Annotated in this window: 20 protein-coding genes; 18 read left to right on the top strand and 2 right to left on the bottom strand. The window is 71.1% G+C overall.

Annotation, left to right across the window (positions count from 1 at the left end):
- Positions 1-371 precede the first annotated feature (371 nt).
- Together hisI and QMK24_RS24145 are read left to right on the top strand one after the other, a co-directional pair.
- Positions 372-746, top strand: a complete 375-nt coding sequence (gene hisI / locus QMK24_RS24150; RefSeq protein WP_283468797.1) for a phosphoribosyl-AMP cyclohydrolase — start codon at positions 372-374, stop codon at positions 744-746.
- A 299-nt stretch (positions 747-1045) separates the two neighbouring features.
- The gene (locus tag QMK24_RS24145; RefSeq protein ID WP_283468795.1) at positions 1046-1204 is read left to right on the top strand and encodes a hypothetical protein; all 159 of its coding nucleotides are present in this window, start codon (positions 1046-1048) and stop codon (positions 1202-1204) included.
- A 264-nt stretch (positions 1205-1468) separates the two neighbouring features.
- On the opposite strand, the gene QMK24_RS24140 is transcribed toward QMK24_RS24145, so the two are convergent.
- Positions 1469-2296 carry a hypothetical protein gene (locus QMK24_RS24140; protein ID WP_283468794.1) on the bottom strand — a complete coding sequence of 276 codons (828 nt, stop codon included), beginning with the start codon at positions 2294-2296 and terminating at the stop codon, positions 1469-1471.
- A gap of 118 nt (positions 2297-2414) precedes the next feature.
- On the opposite strand from QMK24_RS24140, the gene QMK24_RS24135 reads away from it, so the two are divergent.
- The 4 genes from QMK24_RS24135 (at position 2415) to QMK24_RS24120 (ending at position 5847) form a co-directional block, all read left to right on the top strand.
- On the top strand, positions 2415-3308 hold the full coding sequence (locus QMK24_RS24135; protein ID WP_283468793.1) for a hypothetical protein: 894 nt from the start codon (positions 2415-2417) through the stop codon (positions 3306-3308).
- 78 nt (positions 3309-3386) lie between these two features.
- On the top strand, positions 3387-3515 hold the full coding sequence (locus QMK24_RS24130; RefSeq protein ID WP_283468792.1) for a hypothetical protein: 129 nt from the start codon (positions 3387-3389) through the stop codon (positions 3513-3515).
- A gap of 50 nt (positions 3516-3565) precedes the next feature.
- Positions 3566-4231, top strand: a complete 666-nt coding sequence (locus QMK24_RS24125; RefSeq protein ID WP_283468790.1) for an enhanced serine sensitivity protein SseB C-terminal domain-containing protein — start codon at positions 3566-3568, stop codon at positions 4229-4231.
- Between the two features lie 38 nt (positions 4232-4269).
- Complete coding sequence (locus tag QMK24_RS24120) at positions 4270-5847, top strand: anthranilate synthase component I (protein WP_283468789.1); 1578 nt, start codon at positions 4270-4272, stop codon at positions 5845-5847.
- Positions 5848-5896: 49 nt separating this feature from the next.
- Here the strand turns inward: QMK24_RS24120 and QMK24_RS24115 are convergent, their stop codons facing one another.
- A complete protein-coding gene (locus QMK24_RS24115; protein WP_283468788.1) occupies positions 5897-7180 on the bottom strand; it encodes a S53 family peptidase in 1284 nt (427 codons plus the stop codon).
- A 389-nt stretch (positions 7181-7569) separates the two neighbouring features.
- Here QMK24_RS24115 and QMK24_RS24110 point away from each other — a divergent pair, with 389 nt between their 5' ends.
- From QMK24_RS24110 to QMK24_RS24055, 12 genes are all read left to right on the top strand, one after another.
- The gene (locus tag QMK24_RS24110; RefSeq protein WP_502989161.1) at positions 7570-8211 is read left to right on the top strand and encodes a TIGR02234 family membrane protein; all 642 of its coding nucleotides are present in this window, start codon (positions 7570-7572) and stop codon (positions 8209-8211) included.
- Positions 8212-8357: 146 nt separating this feature from the next.
- On the top strand, positions 8358-8567 hold the full coding sequence (locus tag QMK24_RS24105) for an HGxxPAAW family protein (RefSeq protein ID WP_283468786.1): 210 nt from the start codon (positions 8358-8360) through the stop codon (positions 8565-8567).
- Positions 8568-8786: 219 nt separating this feature from the next.
- Positions 8787-9176 carry a DUF2752 domain-containing protein gene (locus tag QMK24_RS24100; protein WP_283468826.1) on the top strand — a complete coding sequence of 130 codons (390 nt, stop codon included), beginning with the start codon at positions 8787-8789 and terminating at the stop codon, positions 9174-9176.
- Between the two features lie 320 nt (positions 9177-9496).
- Positions 9497-10306: an indole-3-glycerol phosphate synthase TrpC gene (gene trpC / locus QMK24_RS24095; RefSeq protein WP_283468785.1), complete on the top strand. Its 810-nt coding sequence runs from the start codon at positions 9497-9499 to the stop codon at positions 10304-10306.
- Positions 10307-10431: 125 nt separating this feature from the next.
- The gene (gene trpM, locus QMK24_RS24090) at positions 10432-10629 is read left to right on the top strand and encodes a tryptophan biosynthesis modulator TrpM (protein ID WP_283468824.1); all 198 of its coding nucleotides are present in this window, start codon (positions 10432-10434) and stop codon (positions 10627-10629) included.
- A 190-nt stretch (positions 10630-10819) separates the two neighbouring features.
- On the top strand, positions 10820-12055 hold the full coding sequence (gene trpB, locus QMK24_RS24085) for a tryptophan synthase subunit beta (protein ID WP_283468784.1): 1236 nt from the start codon (positions 10820-10822) through the stop codon (positions 12053-12055).
- Positions 12052-12909: a tryptophan synthase subunit alpha gene (gene trpA, locus QMK24_RS24080; protein ID WP_283468783.1), complete on the top strand. Its 858-nt coding sequence runs from the start codon at positions 12052-12054 to the stop codon at positions 12907-12909. Before trpB ends, trpA begins: the two co-directional genes overlap by 4 nt.
- Positions 12910-12977: 68 nt before the next feature.
- A complete protein-coding gene (locus tag QMK24_RS24075) occupies positions 12978-13784 on the top strand; it encodes a DsbA family protein (RefSeq protein WP_283468781.1) in 807 nt (268 codons plus the stop codon).
- A gap of 141 nt (positions 13785-13925) precedes the next feature.
- Positions 13926-14951, top strand: coding sequence for a prolipoprotein diacylglyceryl transferase (gene lgt, locus QMK24_RS24070; RefSeq protein ID WP_283468780.1), 1026 nt, complete (start codon positions 13926-13928; stop codon positions 14949-14951).
- A 172-nt stretch (positions 14952-15123) separates the two neighbouring features.
- Positions 15124-15858 (top strand): VIT1/CCC1 transporter family protein, encoded by a 735-nt coding sequence (locus QMK24_RS24065; protein ID WP_283468779.1) that lies wholly within the window; start codon positions 15124-15126, stop codon positions 15856-15858.
- 306 nt (positions 15859-16164) lie between these two features.
- On the top strand, positions 16165-20715 hold the full coding sequence (gltB, locus tag QMK24_RS24060) for a glutamate synthase large subunit (RefSeq protein ID WP_283468778.1): 4551 nt from the start codon (positions 16165-16167) through the stop codon (positions 20713-20715).
- Positions 20708-22168, top strand: coding sequence for a glutamate synthase subunit beta (locus tag QMK24_RS24055; protein ID WP_283468777.1), 1461 nt, complete (start codon positions 20708-20710; stop codon positions 22166-22168). The genes gltB and QMK24_RS24055 overlap by 8 nt, the downstream gene beginning before the upstream one ends.
- Positions 22169-22292 lie beyond the last annotated feature (124 nt).

Below are 22292 nucleotides of genomic sequence, written 5' to 3'. Positions count from 1 at the left end.
GGCCGGGAGGACCGGGCGGGCCGTAGCCACCCTGGCCGCCTTGGCCGCCTTGCGGATACCCGTAACCGCCCTGGCCGCCTTGCGGATACCCGTAGCCGCCGTCACCCGGCGGAGGGGGTGGCGTCGGAGGACCAAAGTTCTGCGGCGGACCGAAGCCGCCACCTTGCCCTGGTGGCGGGGGACCGTTCGGCGGAGGCGGAGGAAAACCCATGCACGAAGGATGCCCCATACGGGTGATAACAGCGAGCAACTCGAAGAGCAAGGGCGCCTCACTCGCCGCGTTTGCCTCTTATCAGACCTTTTCTGGGCCACGGGAGGGTGGGAAGACCGGCGGCACGAGGTCGGGGAAGATCAGCGGCACAATAGAAGGCATGCCCGACATCGCCACTCCGTCTCCCGCGTCCCCGCTCGACCCGGCCGTCGCCGCCCGCCTCAAGCGCACCGCGGACGGCCTCGTCCCCGCCATCGCCCAGCAGTACGACACCGGCGAGGTGCTCATGCTCGGCTGGATGGACGACGAGGCCCTGCACCGCACCCTCACCACCGGCCGCTGCACGTACTGGAGCCGCAGCCGGCGAGAGTACTGGGTCAAGGGCGACACCTCCGGCCACGTCCAGCACGTCAAGTCCGTAGCACTCGACTGCGACGGCGACACCCTGCTCGTCAAGGTCGACCAGACCGGCGCCGCCTGTCACACCGGCGACCGCACCTGCTTCGACGCCGGCCCGCTGCCGATGGGCCGCTGACCCGCGAATCCGCCCCGCAGATCCGCGCCACCGATCCGCCGCACCGATCCGCGCCACCGATCCGGTCCACGGACCGGTCCCGGGGGCACTTCCGACCTGGCCGAGAACAGTCTTGAGCGCTGTGGCAAGCTGTCGGTCCGCGGATTGATCGGGAGGTTCGATGACGGACCTGGGATACGACCTGGGGGCACTGGACGCGTTCACCGGCCAGCTCACCCGGATCAAGCAGGGGCTCGAATCCAGCCATTCAGTGATCGATTCCCGACTCCGACTACGGTGACGGCCGGGTCCGCGACGCGATGCACCACTTCGAGAAGCGCTGGCGCGACGGTCGCGGCCATGTCGAGAACACGGCCGGCGTCCTGTCCTCCATGGTCACCGAGGCGGTGAAGGCCTACACCAAGGTCGACGAGGATCTCGCCAAGCAGCTGCGCGACGGCACCAAGGCGCCGCAATGAGTGGTCCCGCGTTCGACACGGGCGCCGGATACACCTTGCGCGTACCCGGCAGTTGGTTCGAGGCCGACGTCCGCCCCGCTACCCGTGCCGCCTCGGCTGCCGACCTCGTCAGCCGGCGCCTCACCGATCTGCCCGAGCTGCGTGAGCGCCGCTCCGACATCGTCCGGCTGCTGCGCAACCAGGCGGCGGCCGCCTGGAACGCGGGCGCGGTCTACTGCGCGGTGATGGCGGAATCGGTCGCGGACGGCCTGCTGCCCGCGTGCGTCACACCGTCTCCTTTGTCGCCGGGCCGGCCGACGCGAGCAGCGACGCCCAGGACCGGCTGTCCCCGCTGCTCGCGCCGCTCAGCGCCAAGACGGCGCCACCACCACGCGCCGGATCGCCGACGACGCGGAGGCCGCGTCGCGGAACGTACGGGCCCTCGCCGGGGACCACGCGACGATGACGTGGGTCGGCGCCGCCGGAGATGTCTTCAAGGAAGCGATCGGCAAGTTCCCCGGTCAGCTCGACAAGGTCGCGCACTCCCACCACATGGCCGCCGACGCGCTGGACACGTACGCGACGTCCCTCGACTCGGCGCAGAGCCAGGCGGACCGGGCACTCTCCCAGGGCCGCCAGGTGTACGACCAGGTGAAGAGCCTGCACGCGCAGCTCGTCTCCGCCGACGGCTCGCTCACGGCGCTGGACAAGGCGGTCACCCCGCCCGACCCCGGCCAGGTCAAGGAGCAGGCCCGCAAGCACACCGCCGCGCAGGGCCAGGTCACCTCCCTGCAGTCGCAGCTCAGCGGTCCCCAGGCGCAACTGGATGCCGCCAAGCGGCTCGCGGGACAGGCGGCGGAGCTGCGCAACACCGCCGCGGACACCGCGAGCAGGTCGTTGCACGAGGCCGCCGGCGCAGGCATCCCGCCGGACTCGTTCTGGCACAAGCTCGGGGATCTCGCCGCCAAGGCGTGGCACGGCCTCATCGTCGTCGCGAAGATCGTGGTCGCGGTCGGCGGCATCATCGCGCTCATCATCGGCGGCCCGATCGCGTGGATCGTCTTCGCGGCGGCGCTGCTGGTGCTCGCGGACACCCTGGTCAAATACACCCAAGGGAAGGCATCCCTGTGGGATGTGGCCCTGGCGGCGCTGAGCTGCATTCCCCTGACGAAGGGCCTCACCTCGCTGGGCGCGCTGAAGGGGGGCGTTCGCCGCCGAGGGGCTGCTCGGCGTGGGCAGCCATCTCCTGGGCGCCGGATGGGGAGCGATCAAGGGCCTCGGCACCGGCTCGATGGCCCTGTGGAAGGGCCGTTCGGCCATCCCGGGACTGCTGCGCGCACTGCCGTTCACCGCGCTGGGCAAGCTGACGTCGATGGCCACCGAGCCGCGGTACGGGGCCTCCGGCGCGCTGACCGGCTTCGGGGCCGGTTTCGGCGACGGGGCGGGACTCTTCGGCTCGTTCCGGTCCAGCCTTTCCGAGGGACTCCAGGGCTGGCGTGGCGGCACGCAGGCGGCGTCGAAGGTGCCGTCCCAGGGAGCGCGCGCCTGGCAGGGATCGGGAGGCTACCCGGGTATCGACGTGTGGCACGACACCGTCATCCCGGCCGGCACCAACGCCGAGGCGCTGCACCCGCGCAGCACCGGATTCGCGAGGCCCGAGGGGACCATGGCCTCGCTGGGCGGCGACTCCGCCGAGATCAGCAAGGGAGTCCAGGTGGGACCCTCCGACCGCAACGCGTACATCCACCACGAGTACCGGACCGAGGGCGTCACCCTGCACTTCAACTCCGACGTGCCGGCGGCCGGCGCCTACGCGAACGCCAACCCGCAGTTCGGAGGGGGCGGCCTGCCCCAGTACTTCGTCCCCGACGTGATGTCGCACATCGACTCCGGCGCCATCTCGGTCATCGACCGCAGCGGCAACGTCCTGCCGGTCGCCCCGAACGGCATCGCCACCGTCGGCCCCGGGCAGAACATCCCGTTGCACAACTTCGACCTGCCGTCCGGATCGCCGATCCTGACCAACAACCAGACCGCGGCCACCGCCCAGGGCGGCACCACCATCGTCGGCGGTATCACCCGGGGTTCGGTCTACGGCTCCCAGCTCACGGCGCCGAGCCGATGAGCACCGAGCCGATGGGCGCCGGGGCGCCGGACGACGGCCGGGTGCGGATCGCGGCCTCCGGCACGCGGGAGAACCCGCATGCGCACCTCGATCCGGGACGGATCCGGCGGAGTCAGGATGTCCATGGGCGACCAGCTGAACCTGATGGGCATCGAGGCACCGCTGCCCGCGGACCTGCCCGCCGTCAACGCGGAAATCGAGCTATGAGCGAGCAACCGGCGATGAGCCAGCAACCGGACATGAATCAGCAACCGGACATGAGCCGGCAACCGATCGAAGTCTCACCGCTGATCTACCGCCTGGCCGACAGCATCGTGCTGATCGGCGTGCGGACGGGTGAGCACGGCGAGGAACCGCTCTACACGGACGTCTCCGGGTCGCTGTGCGCGGTCGCGTACACGGACCCGGAGGAGATCCGGCGTGATCTGCCCGAGGGCTACCGGCTGTTCCAGATCACCGTTCCGGAACTGCTCGCCCAACTGCCGCGGGCGGCCGGGCTGATCATCAATCCGCGCGCCGCCTCGCCGGTCCTGGTGGCCGCGGAGGAGCGCGATGTGGTGATCGCGGCGGGCCTGCCGTTCCCGGCCGGCGCGTACATCAAGGTCAAGGCGGGCGCGGACCCGCAGCCCCGGCTGCTGGCCGCCGCACTGCCGCGGATCGAGGCCATGGCCGCGGTGCGGCGGCTGTACCTCACGCGCTACCGGGTCGCGGACGCCCGGGAGAAGATCCTGGTGGTGTACGAGGTCGACGGCGTGCCGGGGGCCGACACCGCGGCCGCGGACGCGATGGTGGCCGCCGCGGCCGACATCGCCCTGGCCGACCCGATGCAGATCGTGGCCCTCGGCGATGTCCCCGACGACCTGCGCGAGGTCATCCTCGCCGATGTCGAACCCTGCTACGTACGGCCCGGTCTGCGGGGTTGAGCGGGCGCGGCCCGCCCCCGGCCCATTACGCTGCCGCCATGACCACCGCTACTGTCGCGCCCGACCTTGAAACGTTCCGCAAGCTCGCGGAGGACCGCCGGGTGATCCCGGTCAGCCGACGGCTGTTGGCGGACGGCGATACCCCGGTGGGGCTGTACCGGAAGCTCGCCGGCGAGCGTACGGGGACGTTCCTGCTGGAGTCGGCGGAGAACGGCCGCTCGTGGTCGCGGTACTCGTTCGTGGGCGTGCACAGCGCCGCGACGCTGACCGAGCGCGACGGGGAGGCGCACTGGCTGGGGACACCGCCGGTCGGGGTGCCGGCCGGGGGTGATCCGCTGGAGGCGCTGCGGGTGACCGTGGAGGCGCTGCACACCCCGCGCGACCTGCACGGGGAGGGCGGGCTGCCGCCGTTCACCGGCGGGATGGTCGGGTACCTCGGCTACGACATCGTGCGGCGCCTGGAGAAGATCGGCGAGCACGGCGAGGACGAGCTGCGGCTGCCCGAGCTGACGATGCTGCTGACCTCGGACCTGGCGGTGCTGGACCACTGGGACGGCAGCGTGCTGCTGATCGCGAACGCGATCAACCACAACGATCTGGCCACCGGTATCGACGAGGCGTACGCCGACGCCGTCGCCCGGCTGGACGCGATGGCCGCGGACCTGGCCCGGCCGGCCGAGTCGGCGGCCGTCGAGCTGCCGGCCTCCGAGCTGCCGGAGTTCACCGGGCGCTGGGGCGGGGCGGCCTACCAGGCCGCGGTCGAGGACATCAAGGAGCGGATCCGGGCGGGCGAGGCGTTCCAGGTGGTGCCCTCGCAGCGGTTCGAGACGCCGTGCCCGGCGAGCGCGCTGGATGTGTACCGGGTGCTGCGGGCGACGAACCCGAGCCCGTACATGTACCTGTTCCGCTTCGACGGCTTCGACGTCGTGGGCTCAAGCCCCGAGGCGCTGGTGAAGGTCGAGGACGGCCGGGCGATGGTGCACCCGATCGCCGGCACCCGGCCGCGCGGCGCGACCCCGCAGGAGGACACGGCGCTCGCCGAGGAACTGCTGGCGGACCCGAAGGAGCGCGCCGAGCACCTGATGCTGGTGGACCTGGGCCGCAACGACCTGGGGCGGGTGTGCGAGCCGGGCAGCGTCGAGGTCGTGGACTTCATGTCGGTCGAGCGCTACAGCCACGTCATGCACATCGTCTCGACCGTCACCGGGCGGGTGGCCGACGGCCGCAGCGCCTTCGACGTGCTGACGGCCTGCTTCCCGGCCGGCACGCTCTCGGGCGCCCCCAAGCCGCGCGCGATGCAGATCATCGATGAACTGGAGCCGGTCCGGCGCGGTCTGTACGGCGGCTGCGTCGGCTATCTGGACTTCGCCGGGGACTCCGACACCGCGATCGCCATCCGTACCGCGCTGCTGCGCGACGGTATGGCGTACGTCCAGGCGGGCGCGGGGGTCGTCGCCGACTCGGACCCGGTCGCCGAGGACACCGAATGCCGCAACAAGGCGGCGGCGGTGCTGCGCGCGGTGGCCACCGCGAGCCGGCTGCACACGAACACGGCCGCGAGCAGGGGCACGGCCGCGGGCAGGGACGCGAACGCGGGCAGGGGCACGAACGGGTGAAGGCGGGGCGGCCCGCCAGGCCGCCCCGCCCGCCCCTGCTATGGGGCCGTCAGCCCGTGAAGGCCGAGACGCCGTTCGGGGTACCAAGTCCCGTCGGGCCGTCGTAGCCGGTCGTGGCGGTGCACAGGTACGTGCCCGAGCAGCTGCCGTTGGAGCCGCTCGTCACATCGTTGAGCGCCGAGGTGTGGGCGTACGGGAACGAGGTCGGGTACGAGCCGGACGACGGGGTGCCGGCCAGGGCGTACACGCCCGCGATGATCGGTGCCGAGGCGCTGGTGCCACCGAAGGTGTAGTAACCGGCGGCGATCCCGTAGGAGTCGTAGATCGCGACGCCGGTGGCCGGGTCGGCGACCGCCGAGACGTCGGCGACGGTCCGCTTGGCGCAGCCGGTGTCCTTCTGCCAGGACTGTTTGGCGTCGTAGGCGGAGCAGCCGGAGCCGGTGCCCTCGGTGCTGCTGGTGGACCAGACGGTCTCGGTCCAACCGCGGGTGGTGGAAGAGGTCTTGAGGGCGGTGCCGCCGACCGAGGTCACGTACTTGGAGGCGGCGGGGTACTCGGCGCCGTAGCCGGAGTCACCGGCGCTGACCGTGATCGCGACGCCCGGGTGGTTGAAGTACTTGCTGTCGTACGAGGTGTCGGAGGAGGACTCCGAGCCGCCGTAGCTGTTGGAGACGTACTTCGCGCCCATGGTGACCGCGCGGTTCACCGCGGTGCCGAGGTTGGCCATCGAGGAGCTCTTGGCCTCGACGAGCAGGATGTTGCACTGGGGGCAGATGGCGCTGGCCATGTCGAGGTCGAGGGATATCTCCTCCGACCAGCCGGCGTCGGAGGTGGGCAGTGCGGTGGTGCTGCCGGTCTGACTGACCTTCGTGAAGCAGCCGTTGGCGGCGGTGCAGGCCGGCAGGCCGTAGTGCGAGCGGTAGACGGCGAGGTCGGACTCGGCGTTCGGGTCGTTGTAGGCGTCGACGATCGCGATCGTGCGCCCGGCGCCGTTGGACGCCGCCGCCGAGGTCAGCCCGTAGGCCGTCTGCAGATCACTCGGGCCGTAACCGGTGGGGGTGGCGGCGGCCGCGTTGGGTGTGATGGTGATGCCCCGGGCGTTGGCGGCGTGCACGGTGCCGCTGGTGACGCGGAGCGCCTTGCAGGCCATCTGGCCGGCCTTGGGCGTCGCGCAGGCCCGGGCCGTGCGGACGGCCTGGTCGACGTGGGTGGCGGCAGGAGCGGTCGCGTCGGCGGACGGGGCGATGGCGAAGCCCGCCAGTGCCAGCCCTGCGATGGCGGTGAGGGAGAGTCCGGAGCGCCTGAGCGCCGCCGGAGAGAGGGTTGTGCGCAACGTGCTGCCTCCTGTGGGGGTAAACCGGGGGCTGTGCGGGGTGCGTTGATCTCGCGCGCGCGAGATGATCGCAAGGGGATCGGCGGCGAACGTATTCTGACGAGCGCACGTCAACAAGACGGCAGACGGAGTCTCTACCTCCGCTTTGCTTTCGGCGGCGATCGCTTGGGCGAAAACTTGCTCACTCATGGCCTGGCCGGTGCATGAAAGCGACTCGTGGTGGTCTGTCCCTGATCGGTCCCCCGCCTGCGCCGCCCCCGGGCCGACGCGCGATAGTGGTCTACGTGACTGCCGTGCCCCAGCCCCGCCCCGCCGAAGAATCCGCGCCGACCCCGGCCGAGACCCAGGCTCCGGCCCAGGACCCGACCCCTGCCCCGGACCCGACCCCGATCCCGGCCACCGCCCCGGCCGGGGCCGAACCGACCGCGCCCGCCCGCGCGGCGGGCCGCCGCAGCCTGGCCGCCGCGCTGCTGCTCGGGGTGGCCGGCGCCGCCGTCGTCCTGCTAGCGGCGGGCAAGACCTGGGCCCACGGGATCGCCAGGTCCTCCGACGGCTCGCTGCCGATCGACGTCTCCGGCAATGAGGTCACCTCGGTGCCCGGCGCGCTGGCGCTCGTCGGCCTCGCCGCGCTGGTCGCCGTGTTCGCCGTCCGCCGCACCGGCCGCGTCGTGGTCTCCGGGCTGCTCGCGCTGTGCGGCGCGGGCATCGTGATCGCCTCCCTCGCCGGCGGCGACACCGCCGCTCTGGACGCCGCCGCCACGGCCGCCACCCACCTGTCCAGCACGAGCGCGGTCGGCAAGGGCTCCACCGGGTGGCCGCTGGCCGCCGCCGCGGGCGGCGTGCTCCTGCTGGCCGCCGGAGCGCTCGCCCTGCTGCGTAGCCGCCACTGGCCGGGGATGTCCAACCGCTACGACCGCGACGGGGCCACCGGGCTGCCGGCCCGGAAGGCGCAGCGGGCCGCCCCGGACCCCGAACGCCCCGAGGAGCTGTGGAAGGCCCTCGACCGCGGCGAGGACCCGACCCGGGGCTGACCCGGGGCTGATCCGGGGCTGACCTGGCGGACCCGGCACCCGGCGCGCCGCACCCCCGTGCACGACCACCTCCGGGAACGCGCAAGAATGTAGGCGCAACAATCGATGCGGATAACTTCCCCGACCGAGAACACCTGGGAGCACTCATGGCGGGCACCAACCACGGCCACACCCTTGCCGCCTGGACCGGCGTCATAATCGCGTTCATCGGATTCTGCGTCTCGGGTGCCTTCATGGTGCTGGCCGAGCCGATGGGCTTCTGGGCGGGTCTGGTCGTGGTCCTGCTCGGCGGAGCCGTCGGTCTCGTGATGCGCGCGATGGGCCTGGGCCAGCCCCGGAAGACCGTCACCGGCTGATCTCCCGCACCGCGGCACCGGCGGACACACCAAGGCGCGGCCCCGGACGATCAGGGGCTGCGCCTTCGTACGTGAGCGGGCACAATCAGCCACGTGACCGACAACCCGACCACCGCGCCGCCGACCGCCACCGCCGCGCCGCAGCACGCTTCGCAGCGCGCGCCGGGATACGGGGACGGGGCCGCGCCGCCGTCCGGGCCCGCGACGCTCGCCGGCCGGATGCGGCGGGCCGCTGTGCCGCTCGGCGTGCTGGGGGGAGTGGCCGCCGCGTTCGCGTACGTCGGATTGGTCGACCCGAACAGCCCCGGCCACTACCCGACCTGCCCGCTGCTGCGATACACCGGGATCTACTGCCCCGGCTGCGGCGGGCTGCGCAGCGCCTACGCGGTCGCGCACGGCGACTTCGGCGCGGCCCTCGGCCTCAACGCGGTGGCCGTGATCGGCTACGTGGTCTTCGCCGCGGTATGGGCCGTGTGGCTGTCGCGCACGCTGCGCGGCCGCACGTTCGAGATCCGGCTGCGGCCCGCGTACTGGTGGGCGATCGGCACGGTGGTGCTGATCTTCAGCGTCGCCCGTAACCTGCCGTTCGGATCGGCGCTCGCCCCTTAGGGCCACTGCCCTCCCGGCCGGGCCGGCACCCGCCGGACGCCCGCCGGCACGGGTAGCCACGGGTGCCCACGGGTCGACACGCTGGTCAGCGGCCCTATCCGGCCAGGTATCCCCGAGCGGCCGCGGGACCGGTGCCCCGAAGGCGCGCCGGCTACCCCCGGTAGCCTGATTTGTCCAGGTAGTGGGACCGGGATCGACCGGATGCGCGCCCTCCGCCCTCGGCCGGATACCATCAGTGAGCCGAAGAGGACATTTACTGGCTTGATCGTTTCGGTGTACGGACCGTGCTTCACTACCCAGCCCGGAAGGGGACCGCTCGCGTGAGTGTGCTCGACGAGATCATCGACGGAGTCCGCGCCGACCTCGCCGATCGGCAGGCGCAGGTCTCCCTCGACGAGCTCAAGGAGCGGGCCGCCAAGGCACGCGAAGCGAAGGACGGCGTCGCCGCACTGCGCGGTGACAGCGTCAAGGTCATCTGCGAGGTCAAGCGCTCCAGCCCCTCCAAGGGCGCGCTGGCGGCCATCGCCGACCCGGCCGGCCTCGCCGCCGACTACGAGGCGGGTGGCGCCGCGGTCATCAGCGTCCTCACCGAGCAGCGCAAGTTCGGCGGCTCGCTGGCCGACCTGGAGGCCGTCCGCGCCAAGGTCGACATCCCGGTGCTCCGCAAGGACTTCATCGTCACCGCGTACCAGCTGTGGGAGGCGCGGGCCTACGGCGCCGACCTCGCCCTGCTGATCGTCGCCGCCCTGGAGCAGGACGCGCTGGTCTCGCTCATCGAGCGCGCCCAGTCGATCGGGCTCACCCCGATCGTCGAGGTGCACGACGAGGAAGAGGCCGCCCGCGCGGTCGACGCCGGCGCCCGCATCATCGGAGTCAACGCCCGCAACCTCAAGACCCTCGAGGTCGACCGGGGCAACTTCGCGCGCATCGCGCCGGAGATCCCCGACCACATCGTGAAGATCGCCGAGTCCGGCGTCCGCGGCCCGCACGACCTCATCGCGTACGCCAACGACGGCGCCGACGCCGTTCTGGTCGGCGAGTCCCTGGTGACCGGCAAGGACCCGCGGGCGGCCGTCGCCGACCTCGTGGCCGCCGGCGCCCACCCGGCCCTCCGCTTCGGCCGGAACTGAGACACCCCGTGGCCGTCATCCACCTCCGGCGCCGGGTGCCCTCGCGGCGCGTTCTCGGGCGCCGTGTCCGGTACGTCATCGGCTGTGCGCCGGAACGAGGCGTCCGCGGCCGGGTCCGCGCCGGTGTGCCGCTTGCAGGGTCGGCGGCTTACGGTCTCGACACCCACGCACCGCTGCTCCGCGGCTGTCGCCCGCGCGGCTGCCGGGCGCCCGCGCGGCGCGTTCTCGGACGCCGCGTCCGGTACGTCATCGGCTGTGAGCCGGGCCAGGTGAACGGGCGCCGATGGCGCGCCGTCCCCGCGACGGCAACCCGCGCCGCCTGACCGCACGCCCGGCCTCTTCACGGCCCGGGCAACTGCACCGGCAGTGCCCGGCCGGCCCACGGCCCGCCCGGGCAGTGACCCGGCCGGCCTCCGGCCCGCCCGGCGAGGGCCCGGCCGTCGCAGATGATCCGACCCGTACGTATTCATCACGCGAGACTCTGGGGGCCGCGTGCCCCCATAGGAGCCCGGCATGTCCGATGACTTCTTCATTCCAGACCCCGAGGGCCTGGTCCCCAGCGCCGAAGGCTACTTCGGCGCGTTCGGCGGCAAGTTCATTCCGGAGGCGCTCGTCGCCGCCGTGGACGAGGTCGCCGCCGAGTACGAGAAGGCCAAGACCGATCCGGCCTTCGCCGCCGAGCTGAACGACCTGATGGTCAACTACACCGGCCGGCCCAGCGCGCTCACCGAGGTGGCGCGGTTCGCCGAGCACGCCGGCGGTGCCCGGGTGTTCCTCAAGCGCGAGGACCTCAACCACACCGGCTCGCACAAGATCAACAATGTGCTGGGCCAGGCGCTGCTCACCAAGCGGATGGGCAAGACCCGCGTCATCGCCGAGACCGGCGCGGGCCAGCACGGCGTCGCGACCGCGACCGCCTGCGCGCTCTTCGGCCTCGAATGCACCATCTACATGGGCGAGGTCGACACCCAGCGCCAGGCGCTGAACGTCGCGCGCATGCGGATGCTCGGCGCCGAGGTCATCTCCGTGACGTCCGGCAGCCGCACGCTCAAGGACGCCATCAACGAGGCGTTCCGCGACTGGGTCGCCAACGTCGACCGCACCCACTACCTCTTCGGCACGGTGGCAGGACCGCACCCCTTCCCGGCGCTGGTCCGCGACTTCCACCGGGTGATCGGCGTCGAGGCCCGCCGGCAGATCCTGGAACGCGCGGGGCGGCTCCCGGACGTCGCCGTGGCCTGTGTCGGCGGCGGATCGAACGCCATCGGGCTCTTCCACGCCTTCCTCCCCGACACGGGGGTGCGGCTGGTCGGCTGCGAGCCCGCCGGGCACGGTGTGGAGACCGGCGAGCACGCCGCCACCCTCAGCCAGGGCGAGCCCGGCATCCTGCACGGCTCGCGTTCCTACGTCCTGCAGGACGACGAGGGGCAGATCACCGAGCCGTACTCGATCTCGGCAGGACTCGACTACCCGGGTGTCGGCCCGGAGCACTCCTACCTCAAGGACACCGGACGCGCCGAATACCGCGCGGTCACCGATGACGCCGCGATGCAGGCGATGCGGCTGCTGTCGCGGACCGAGGGCATCATCCCGGCGATCGAGAGCGCCCACGCGCTCGCCGGGGCGCTGGAGATCGGCCGCGAGCTGGGCCCGGAGGGCCTGCTCCTGGTGAACCTCTCCGGGCGCGGCGACAAGGACATGGACACCGCGGCCCGTTACTTCGGCCTGTATGAGGAGGAAGCCAAGTGAGCGGCAACGTCACGCTGTTGAACGCGGCCCTCGCGAAGGCGAAGGCCGAGAACCGGGCCGCGCTGGTCGGCTATCTCCCGGCCGGTTTCCCGACGATCGACGGTGGCATCGCGGCTGTCACGGCGATGCTGGAGGGCGGCTGCGACGTCGTCGAGATCGGCCTGCCGCACAGCGACCCGGTGCTCGACGGACCGGTCATCCAGACCGCCGACGACATCGCGCTGCGCGGCGGCGTCAGGATCAAGGACGTGCTGCGCACCGTCCGCGAGGCGCATGCCGCCACCGGCGCGCCGGTGCTGGTCATGACGTACTGGAACCCGGTCGACCGGTACGGCGCCGAGCGGTTCGCCGCCGATCTCGCCGAGGCGGGCGGTGCGGGCTGCATCCTGCCGGACCTGCCGGTCGAGGAGTCCGAGGTGTGGCGCAAGGCCGCCGGGCTGCACGGTCTGGCCACCGTCTTCGTGGTCGCGCCGAGCAGCCGTGACGAGCGGCTCGCCAAGATCACCGCGGTGGGCACCGGATTCGTCTACGCGGCGTCGCTGATGGGCGTCACCGGCACCCGGGTGAGCGTCGGCGAGCAGGCGGCCGACCTCGTACGCCGTACCCGCGCGACCACGGACCTGCCGGTCTGTGTCGGCCTGGGCGTCTCCAACCCCGCGCAGGCCGCCGAGGTCGCGGCCTTCGCGGACGGCGTCATCGTCGGCTCCGCGTTCGTCAAGCGGCTGCTGGACGCGCCGGACCTGGAGACCGGTCTGGCCGGCGTGCGCGAGCTGGCCGGCGAGCTGGCGGCGGGTGTCCGCACACGTACGCAGCTGGTCCCGGCTCGTACACAGGCGCTCCCGCAGGACCGGTAGGTAACCCGTTAGGGCGAATCAGGACCGGGGAGGCGCAGCTGTGCCTCCCCGGTTCGTTGTCCAGGGGTGTGAGCCAGAAGAACCGTGAGGGAAAGCGCACCGCCCGTGAGGCGATGCATGAACAGCGCGAGAAGGACAAGGCGCGCGACAAGCGCAAGAGGACACTGATGGTCGGTGGGGCCGCCGTCGTTGTCCTGGCGATTGCCGGGGTGGCGGCCGCGTTGGTGGCCAACCACAAGAGCGAACCGGCCAAACCAGTGGCGATCCCCAAGGGCGCGACCGGCGGCGACAAGCTCGTCATTCCCACCGGCGCGGCCGACGCGCCGTCCACACTGACCGTCTACGAGGACTTCCGCTGCCCCGGCTGCGGCATGTTCGAGAAGACCTTCCGCGACACCGTCCACTCCCTCGAGGACACCGGCCGGCTGAAGGCCGACTACCACCTGGTGACGATCATCGACGGCAACCTGGGCGGGACCGGCTCGCTGAACGCGGGCAACGCCGCCGCCTGCGCGCAGGACGCGGGCAAATTCCGGGCCTTCCACGACGTTCTCTACGCGAATCAGCCGGACGAGCGGCAGGACAAGTTCGGCGACAAGAAGTACCTGCTGCAGCTCGCCGACAAGGTGCCGGGGCTGAAGACCGACGTCTTCACCGGATGCGTCACCAACGGCACGTACGACGGCTGGATCAAGAAGTCGGCAGCCGCCTTCAGCAGCTCCGGATTCAGCTCCACCCCGACCATCCTGCTCAACGGAAAGAGCGTCTACGGGGACCAGGCCAACCCGCTGACCCCGGAGACGCTCAAGCAGCAGGTCGCCGCGGCCGGCAAGGGGAAGAAACCGGGCACCGTCACACCCGCCCCCACGCCCTGACAGCCGGCTGATCGCATCATGACCGCACTGCGACCGCATCACGAAGGCATCCCGACCGCATCGTGACGGCGAGGCCGTTACGCGTCCGTAGCCGGGCTGGTTGCCACACCGCCTGCCCGGCACGGTAGCGTCGGCCCTGCTATGGAGATCCTTGCTTTCATTCCCAGTCCGTCCAGCGGTGTGGTGTACCTCGGACCCATCCCGCTGCGCGGCTACGCGTTCTGCATCATCATCGGCGTCTTCGTAGCCGTCTGGCTCGGAAACAAGCGATGGCTGGCCCGCGGCGGCCAGAAGGGGACGGTCGCGGACATCGCCGTGTGGGCGGTGCCCTTCGGCCTCGTCGGCGGCCGGCTCTACCACGTCATCACCGACTACGAGCTGTACTTCGGTGCCGGCAAGAACTGGGTCAACGCGTTCAAGATCTGGGAGGGCGGCCTCGGTATCTGGGGCGCGATCGCGCTCGGCGCGGTCGGCGCCTGGATCGGCTGCCACCGCCGGGGCATCCCGCTGCCCGCCTGGGCGGACGCCCTCGCGCCGGGCATCGCGCTGGCACAGGCGTGCGGCCGCTGGGGCAACTGGTTCAACCAGGAGCTGTACGGACGCGCGACCGATGTGCCATGGGCGCTGAAGATCAACGCGACCGACACCCACCCGGGCGGTACGTACCACCCGACGTTCCTGTACGAGTCGCTGTGGTGCATCGGTGTCGCGCTGCTCGTGATCTGGGCCGACCGCAGGTTCCGGCTCGGACACGGCCGGGCCTTCGCGCTGTATGTCGCCGCGTACTGTGTGGGCCGCTTCTGGATCGAGTCCATGCGCGTCGACGACGCCCACCACATCCTGGGCCTGCGCCTGAACGACTGGACCGCGATCGTCGTCTTCATCGGCGCGGTGGTCTACATGGTGCTGTCGGCGCGGCTGCGTCCCGGCCGCGAGGCCGTGGTGGAACCGGCCGCGGGGGCTGCCGCCGAAGCCGGCAAGGACTCCGGAAGCAAGGACTCCGGGACCAAGGACTCCGGAACCAACGACTCCGAGGCCAAGGACGCGGACGCCGAAAACCCGGACCTCAAGGACGCCAAGAGCGCCGAGGCCGCGGACTCCCTGACGAAGGACTCCCTGACCAAGGACTCCGCGAACGATGACGCCGAGGCGTCCAAATCGTCCTGACTGTCCTTTTCCTCCCGCGGCCGCCGTGCTCTCCCGAGTCGGGCGGCCGCGGTGTTTCCGCAGATAGGACAGCCTTTCCTAGCTGGAACGGGCCGGAATTCGCGCGTACCTTCGAGGTGTTCGCAGGGAGGGAACCGGGGCGCGTGCGCCGGTTGAAGGGAGCACCAAGATCATGTCGACGGCCGTCGGGACCGACGAGAAGACCGCGCCGTACCACGTCGCGCACCACACCCACCGCGATGTCAGCGGCGGCTGGCTGCGCCCCGCGGTGTTCGGGGCGATGGACGGGCTGGTCTCGAATCTCGCGCTGATGACCGGTGTCGCGGGCGGCGCCGTCGACACGAAGGTGATCGTGGTCACCGGGCTGGCGGGGCTGGCGGCCGGTGCGTTCTCGATGGCGGCGGGGGAGTACACCTCGGTGGCCTCGCAGCGCGAGCTGGTCGAGGCGGAACTGGCCATCGAACGGCTGGAACTGCACCGGCACCCCAAGGACGAGCTGCGGGAGCTGGCCGCGCTGTATGTCTCGCGGGGCGTGGAGCCCGCCCTGGCGCTCGAGGTCGCCCGGCAGATGTCGCATGACCCGGAGCAGGCGCTGGAGATACACGCCCGTGAGGAACTGGGCATCGACCCGACGGACCTGCCGTCGCCGCTGGTGGCGGCCGGCTCCTCGTTCGTATCGTTCGCGCTCGGCGCGCTGCTGCCGGTGCTGCCGTATCTGCTGGGCGCCACGGCGTTGTGGCCCGCGGTCATCCTGGCGCTGATCGGGCTCTTCGGCTGCGGAGCCGCGGTGGCGCGGGTGACGGCCCGCTCGTGGTGGTACAGCGGAATCCGGCAGCTCCTGTTGGGCGGAGCGGCCGCCGGGGTTACCTTCGTACTGGGCTCATTCATCGGTACCGCCGTCGGCTGAGCCGGGTGACCGAGGCCACAAGCCTCCTGTTGTTTCCCCCTCGTTTCAGGCCCCGTGCCAACGGGCATCAGACCGTGGCGCCCCGGGCGGAGCCGCCCCGGGCAGCACGGTAACGACATGGTTCGTTCGGTCTGCGTACTGCCTGCATACACCGCACCTTGTCCACATGATGGAACTGAGTATCCGCTTCTCGAACACTCAGCCATCATGTAACCTGCACGAAATCGCAGAGGGCCAACGTCGTCCCTATTGCGCATGCCTATGACAGGCACTGCATATATGCCAATGACGACGACGGGAGAGCCGATGCGTTCCGCGTTCATGGACGGGCGACCCGCCCCGCAGGGAATGTACGACCCCCGCAACGAGCACGACGCCTGTGGCGTCGGTTTCGTGGCCACCCTGACGGGCGAGGCCAGCCACGCGCTGGTCGAGCAGGCACTGACCGTTCTGCGCAATCTGGAGCACCGGGGTGCCACCGGCTCCGAGCCCGATTCGGGTGACGGCGCGGGCATCCTCCTCCAGGTCCCGGACGCGTTCCTGCGCGAGGCCGCCGGGTTCGCTCTCCCCGAGGCCGGCCGCTACGCCGTGGGCATCGGCTTCCTCCCGGTCGAGACCGAGGACCGCACCAAGGCGGTTGACGCGATCGAGCGGATCGCCGCGGAAGAGGGCCTCACCGTCCTCGGCTGGCGCGAGGTCCCGGTCACCCCGGAGCTGCTCGGCGCCACCGCCCGCTCCACGATGCCGCACTTCGCCCAGCTCTTCGTGGCGGACGCCACGGGGACCAGGTCCGGCCTGGCGCTCGACCGGCCCGCTTTCGTGCTGCGCAAGCGAGCCGAGCGCGAGGCGGACGTCTACTTCCCTTCGCTGTCCGCACGCACGCTCATCTACAAGGGCATGCTGACCACCGGACAGCTGGAGCCGTTCTTCCCCGACCTGTCGGACCGGCGGACCGCCACCGCGATCGCCCTGGTCCACTCCCGCTTCTCCACCAACACCTTCCCGAGCTGGCCGCTCGCCCACCCGTACCGGTTCGTGGCGCACAACGGTGAGATCAACACCGTCAAGGGAAACCGCAACTGGATGCGGGCCCGCGAGTCCCAGCTCTCCAGCGACCTGTTCGAGGGCAGCCTGGAGCGGATCTTCCCGGTCTGCACCCCGGAGGCCTCCGACACCGCGTCCTTCGACGAGGTGCTGGAGATGCTGCACCTCGGCGGCCGCTCACTGCCGCACAGCGTGCTGATGATGATTCCCGAGGCGTGGGAGAACCACGACTCGATGGAGCCGGCCCGCCGGGCGTTCTACCAGTACCACTCCACGATCATGGAGCCCTGGGACGGCCCGGCCTGTGTCACCTTCACCGATGGCACCCAGGTCGGCGCGGTCCTGGACCGCAACGGTCTGCGCCCCGGCCGCTACTGGGTCACCGATGACGGCCTGGTCGTGCTCGCCTCGGAGTCCGGCGTGCTGGACATCGAGCCCGGCAAGATCGTCCGCAAGGGACGGCTGCAGCCCGGCAAGATGTTCCTCGTCGACACCGCCGAGCACCGCATCATCGAGGACGACGAGATCAAGACGGCGCTGGCCGCCGAGCACCCGTACGCGGAGTGGCTCGACGCCGGGCTGATCGCCCTCGAGGACCTGCCCGAGCGTGAGCACATCGTGCACACCCACGCCTCGGTCACCCGCCGTCAGCAGACCTTCGGCTACACCGAGGAAGAGCTGCGCGTCATCCTCGCGCCGATGGCCAAGTCCGGCGGGGAGCCGCTCGGCTCCATGGGCACCGACTCGCCGATCGCGGCGCTGTCCGAGCGCCCCCGGCTGCTCTTCGACTACTTCACCCAGCTGTTCGCGCAGGTCACCAACCCGCCGCTGGACGCCATCCGCGAGGAGCTCGTCACCTCGCTGATCTCCACGGTCGGCCCCGGCGGCAACCTGCTGGAGCCGTCACCGGCCTCCTGTCGCAACGTCGTGCTGCCCTTCCCGGTGATAGACAACGACGAGCTGGCCAAGCTCATCCACATCAACGCCGACGGCGACCTGCCCGGCCTCGGCGCCGCGACCCTGTCCGGCCTCTACCGGGTCGCGGGCGGCGGCGAAGCCCTCGCGGCCCGCCTCGGCGAGATCTGCGCCGAGGTCGACACCGCGATGGAGGACGGCGCCCGGCTCATCGTGCTGTCCGACCGGCACTCCGACGCCGAGCACGCGCCGATCCCGTCGCTGCTGCTCACCTCGGCGGTCCACCACCACCTGATCCGTACCAAGCAGCGCACCCAGGTCGGCCTGATCGTCGAGGCCGGCGATGTGCGTGAGGTGCACCACGTCGCGCTGCTCATCGGCTACGGTGCCGCGGCCGTCAACCCGTACCTGGCCATGGAGTCCGTCGAGGACCTGGCCCGCGCCGACACCTTCCTGCAGGGCATCGAGGCCGAGGACGCGATCCGCAACCTCATCAAGGCGCTCGGCAAGGGCGTCCTGAAGGTCATGTCCAAGATGGGCATCTCCACCGTCGCCTCCTACCGCGGCGCGCAGGTCTTCGAGGCCATCGGCCTGGACACGGAGTTCGTGGACACCTACTTCCACGGCACCGACACCAAGCTCGGCGGTTCCGGCCTCGACGTCGTCGCCGAGGAGGTCGCCGCCCGGCACGCCAAGGCCTACCCGGTCTCCGGCATCGCCGCCGCCCACCGCCGGCTGGACATCGGCGGCGAGTACCAGTGGCGCCGCGAGGGTGAGCCGCACCTGTTCGACCCGGACACGGTCTTCCGGCTGCAGCACTCCACGCGCACCCGCCGCTACGACATCTTCAAGCAGTACACCAGCCGCGTCGACGAGCAGTCGGAGCGCCTGATGACGCTGCGCGGCCTCTTCTCCTTCAAGTCCGCGGAAGATGGAGCGCGCGCCCCGATCTCCATCGACGAGGTCGAGCCGGTCTCAGCGATCGTCAAGCGCTTCTCCACCGGCGCCATGTCGTACGGCTCCATCTCCATGGAGGCGCACGAGACCCTCGCCATCGCCATGAACCAGCTGGGCGGCAAGTCCAACACCGGTGAGGGCGGCGAGGACGCCGAGCGGCTGTACGACCCGGCCCGGCGCAGCGCCATCAAGCAGGTCGCCTCCGGCCGCTTCGGCGTGACCAGCGAATACCTGGTCAACGCCGATGACATCCAGATCAAGATGGCGCAGGGCGCCAAGCCCGGCGAGGGCGGCCAGCTGCCCGGCCACAAGGTCTACCCGTGGGTCGCCAAGACCCGGCACTCCACCCCGGGCGTCGGCCTGATCTCGCCGCCGCCGCACCACGACATCTACTCGATCGAGGACCTCGCCCAGCTCATCCACGACCTGAAGAACGCCAACCCCAAGGCGCGTATTCACGTCAAGCTGGTCTCCGAGGTCGGCGTCGGCACGGTCGCCGCCGGTGTCTCCAAGGCCCACGCGGACGTCGTCCTGATCTCCGGCCACGACGGCGGAACGGGCGCCTCGCCGCTCACCTCGCTCAAGCACGCGGGCGGCCCCTGGGAGCTCGGCCTGGCCGAAACCCAGCAGACCCTGCTGCTCAACGGCCTGCGCGACCGTATCGTCGTGCAGACCGACGGCCAGCTCAAGACCGGCCGCGATGTCGTCATCGCCGCCCTGCTGGGCGCCGAGGAGTTCGGCTTCGCTACTGCGCCGCTGGTCGTCTCGGGCTGCATCATGATGCGCGTCTGCCACCTGGACACCTGCCCGGTCGGCGTCGCCACCCAGAACCCGGTGCTGCGCGAGCGCTTCAGCGGCAAGGCCGAGTACATCGTCAACTTCTTCGAGTTCATCGCGGAAGAGGTCCGCGAGATCCTCGCCGAACTGGGCTTCCGCACCATCGAGGAGGCCGTCGGCCACGCCGAGCTGATCGACGCCGGCCGCGCCATCAACCACTGGAAGGCGCAGGGCCTCGACCTGGCCCCGCTCCTGTACGTGCCGGAGCTGCCCGAGGGCGCCGTCCGCCACCAGGTCGCGGTGCAGGACCACGGCCTGGAGAAGGCGCTCGACAACACGCTGATCCAGCTCGCGGAAGAGGCGCTGGCCACCGGCGCGCCGGTCCGCGTGCAGCTCCCGATCCGCAACGTCAACCGCACGGTCGGCACCATGCTCGGCCACGAGGTGACGAAGAAGTACGGCGGTGCGGGCCTGCCCGAGGACACCATCGACATCACCCTCACCGGCTCCGCAGGCCAGTCGTTCGGCGCCTTCCTCCCCCGGGGCATCACGCTCCGCCTGGAGGGCGACGCCAACGACTACGTCGGCAAGGGCCTGTCCGGCGGCCGCGTCATCGTCCGCCCGGACCGCGGCGCCGACCACCTCGCGGAGTTCTCCACCATCGCGGGCAACACGATCGCCTACGGCGCCACCGGCGGCGAGCTGTTCCTGCGCGGCCGGACCGGCGAGCGCTTCTGCGTCCGCAACTCCGGCGCCACGGTCGTCTCGGAAGGCGTGGGCGACCACGGCTGCGAGTACATGACCGGTGGCCGGGCCGTCGTCCTGGGCGAGACGGGCCGCAACTTCGCGGCCGGCATGTCCGGCGGCATCGCGTACGTTCTGGACCTCGACCCGGACAACGTCAACACCGGCATGGTCAACGTCGAGGCGCTCGACGCCGACGACATCACGTGGCTGCACGACGTCGTGCGCCGCCACCAGGAGGAGACCGGCTCCACCGTCGCGGAGAAGCTGCTCGGCGACTGGGGAACCACCCTCACCCGCTTCGGCAAGGTCATGCCGAGGGACTACAAGGCAGTGCTCGCCGCCAAGAACGCCGCCGAGCAGGCCGGACTCTCCGAGTCCGAGACCACCGCGAAGATGATGGAGGCGGCTAATGGCTGACCCCAAGGGCTTCCTCACCACGCCCCGCCAGCTGTGCGACCGGCGTCCCGTCGAGGAGCGCAAGCAGGACTGGAACGAGGTCTACGTTCCCGGCGGGCTGCTGCCGATCATCAGCAAGCAGGCCGGCCGCTGCATGGACTGCGGCATCCCGTTCTGCCACAACGGCTGTCCGCTGGGGAATCTCATCCCCGAGTGGAACGACTACGCCTACCGCGAGGACTGGACCGCGGCCAGCGAGCGGCTGCACGCGACCAACAACTTCCCGGAGTTCACCGGCCGGCTGTGCCCCGCTCCCTGCGAGTCCGCCTGCGTCCTGGGCATCAACCAGGACGCGGTGACCATCAAGAACGTCGAAGTCACCATCATCGACAAGGCGTGGGACAGCGGCGATGTGACCCCGCAGCCCCCGGAGCGGCTGTCCGGCAAGACCGTCGCCGTCATCGGCTCGGGCCCGGCCGGTCTGGCCGCCGCCCAACAGCTGACCCGCGCCGGGCACACGGTGGCGGTGTACGAGCGCGCCGACCGCATCGGCGGCCTGCTGCGCTACGGCATCCCCGAGTTCAAGATGGAAAAGCGCCACATCAACCGCCGTATCGAGCAGATGCGCGCCGAGGGCACCAAGTTCCGTACCGGTGTCCAGATCGGCACGGACCTGCTGGGTGACAAGCTCAAGAAGCGCTATGACGCGGTCGTCATCGCGGCCGGCGCCACCCAGGCCCGCGATCTGCCGGTTCCCGGCCGTGAGCTCGGCGGCATCCACCAGGCGATGGAGTACCTGCCGCTCGCCAACAAGGTGCAGGAGGGCGACTTTGTCGCCCCTCCGATCACCGCCGCGGGCAAGCACGTGGTCGTCATCGGCGGCGGCGACACCGGCGCGGACTGCGTCGGCACCGCCCACCGCCAGGGCGCGGCCTCGGTCACCCAGCTGGAGATCATGCCGCGGCCGACCGAGGACCGCCCGGACAACCAGCCCTGGCCCACGATGCCGATGACCTACAAGGTCACCTCCGCGCACGAGGAGGGCGGCGAGCGGGTCTACGCCGTCAACACCGTGAAGTTCGAGGGTGATGAGGACGGCAACGTCCAGGCGCTGCACCTGATCGAGGTGACGTTCCAGGACGGGAAGTTCGTGCCGCAGCCGGGCACCGAGCGTTCCATCCCCGCCCAGCTCGTCACCCTGGCCATGGGCTTCACCGGCACCGACCAGAAGAACGGCCTGATCGACCAGCTCGGCCTGGAACTGGACGCGCGCGGCAACATCGCCCGCGACCAGGACTACGCGACCAACGTCGGCGGCGTGTTCGTCGCCGGTGACGCGGGCCGCGGCCAGTCGCTCATCGTCTGGGCCATCGCCGAGGGCCGGTCCGCCGCCAGCGCGGTGGACAGCTTCCTCACCGGCGCCAGCACCCTGCCGGCCCCGATCAGGCCGACGGACCGGCCGGTCACCGTCTGACCCGCGGCTCCGGCCGCCCCAGCTGTCCCGCACAACGCCGTGCGGAACATGGACGCGGCGTCTGTCCCACCCCGACCAAGGGGGGCAGGCGCCGCGTACCTCTGTCCGGAGCCGGTCAAGACGG

It is taken from the genome of Streptomyces sp. PH10-H1, assembly GCF_030063355.1.
GTDB lineage: Bacteria > Actinomycetota > Actinomycetes > Streptomycetales > Streptomycetaceae > Actinacidiphila.
This window is presented reverse-complemented; position numbering and strand designations above follow the sequence as displayed.

Excerpts from the sequence above, each read along its gene's own strand:
- lgt (WP_283468780.1), top strand. The coding sequence starts at position 13,926 with ATGGAGATCCTTGCTTTCATTCCCAGTCCGTCCAGCGGTGTGGTGTAC.
- hisI (WP_283468797.1), top strand. The coding sequence starts at position 372 with ATGCCCGACATCGCCACTCCGTCTCCCGCGTCCCCGCTCGACCCGGCC.
- QMK24_RS24100 (WP_283468826.1), top strand. The coding sequence starts at position 8,787 with ATGCGGCGGGCCGCTGTGCCGCTCGGCGTGCTGGGGGGAGTGGCCGCC.
- QMK24_RS24125 (WP_283468790.1), top strand. The coding sequence starts at position 3,566 with ATGAGCCGGCAACCGATCGAAGTCTCACCGCTGATCTACCGCCTGGCC.
- QMK24_RS24145 (WP_283468795.1), top strand. The coding sequence starts at position 1,046 with ATGCACCACTTCGAGAAGCGCTGGCGCGACGGTCGCGGCCATGTCGAG.
- QMK24_RS24105 (WP_283468786.1), top strand. The coding sequence starts at position 8,358 with ATGGCGGGCACCAACCACGGCCACACCCTTGCCGCCTGGACCGGCGTC.
- gltB (WP_283468778.1), top strand. The coding sequence starts at position 16,165 with ATGCGTTCCGCGTTCATGGACGGGCGACCCGCCCCGCAGGGAATGTAC.
- QMK24_RS24130 (WP_283468792.1), top strand. The coding sequence starts at position 3,387 with ATGCGCACCTCGATCCGGGACGGATCCGGCGGAGTCAGGATGTCCATG.
- QMK24_RS24120 (WP_283468789.1), top strand. The coding sequence starts at position 4,270 with ATGACCACCGCTACTGTCGCGCCCGACCTTGAAACGTTCCGCAAGCTC.
- QMK24_RS24055 (WP_283468777.1), top strand. The coding sequence starts at position 20,708 with ATGGCTGACCCCAAGGGCTTCCTCACCACGCCCCGCCAGCTGTGCGAC.
- QMK24_RS24065 (WP_283468779.1), top strand. The coding sequence starts at position 15,124 with ATGTCGACGGCCGTCGGGACCGACGAGAAGACCGCGCCGTACCACGTC.
- trpB (WP_283468784.1), top strand. The coding sequence starts at position 10,820 with ATGTCCGATGACTTCTTCATTCCAGACCCCGAGGGCCTGGTCCCCAGC.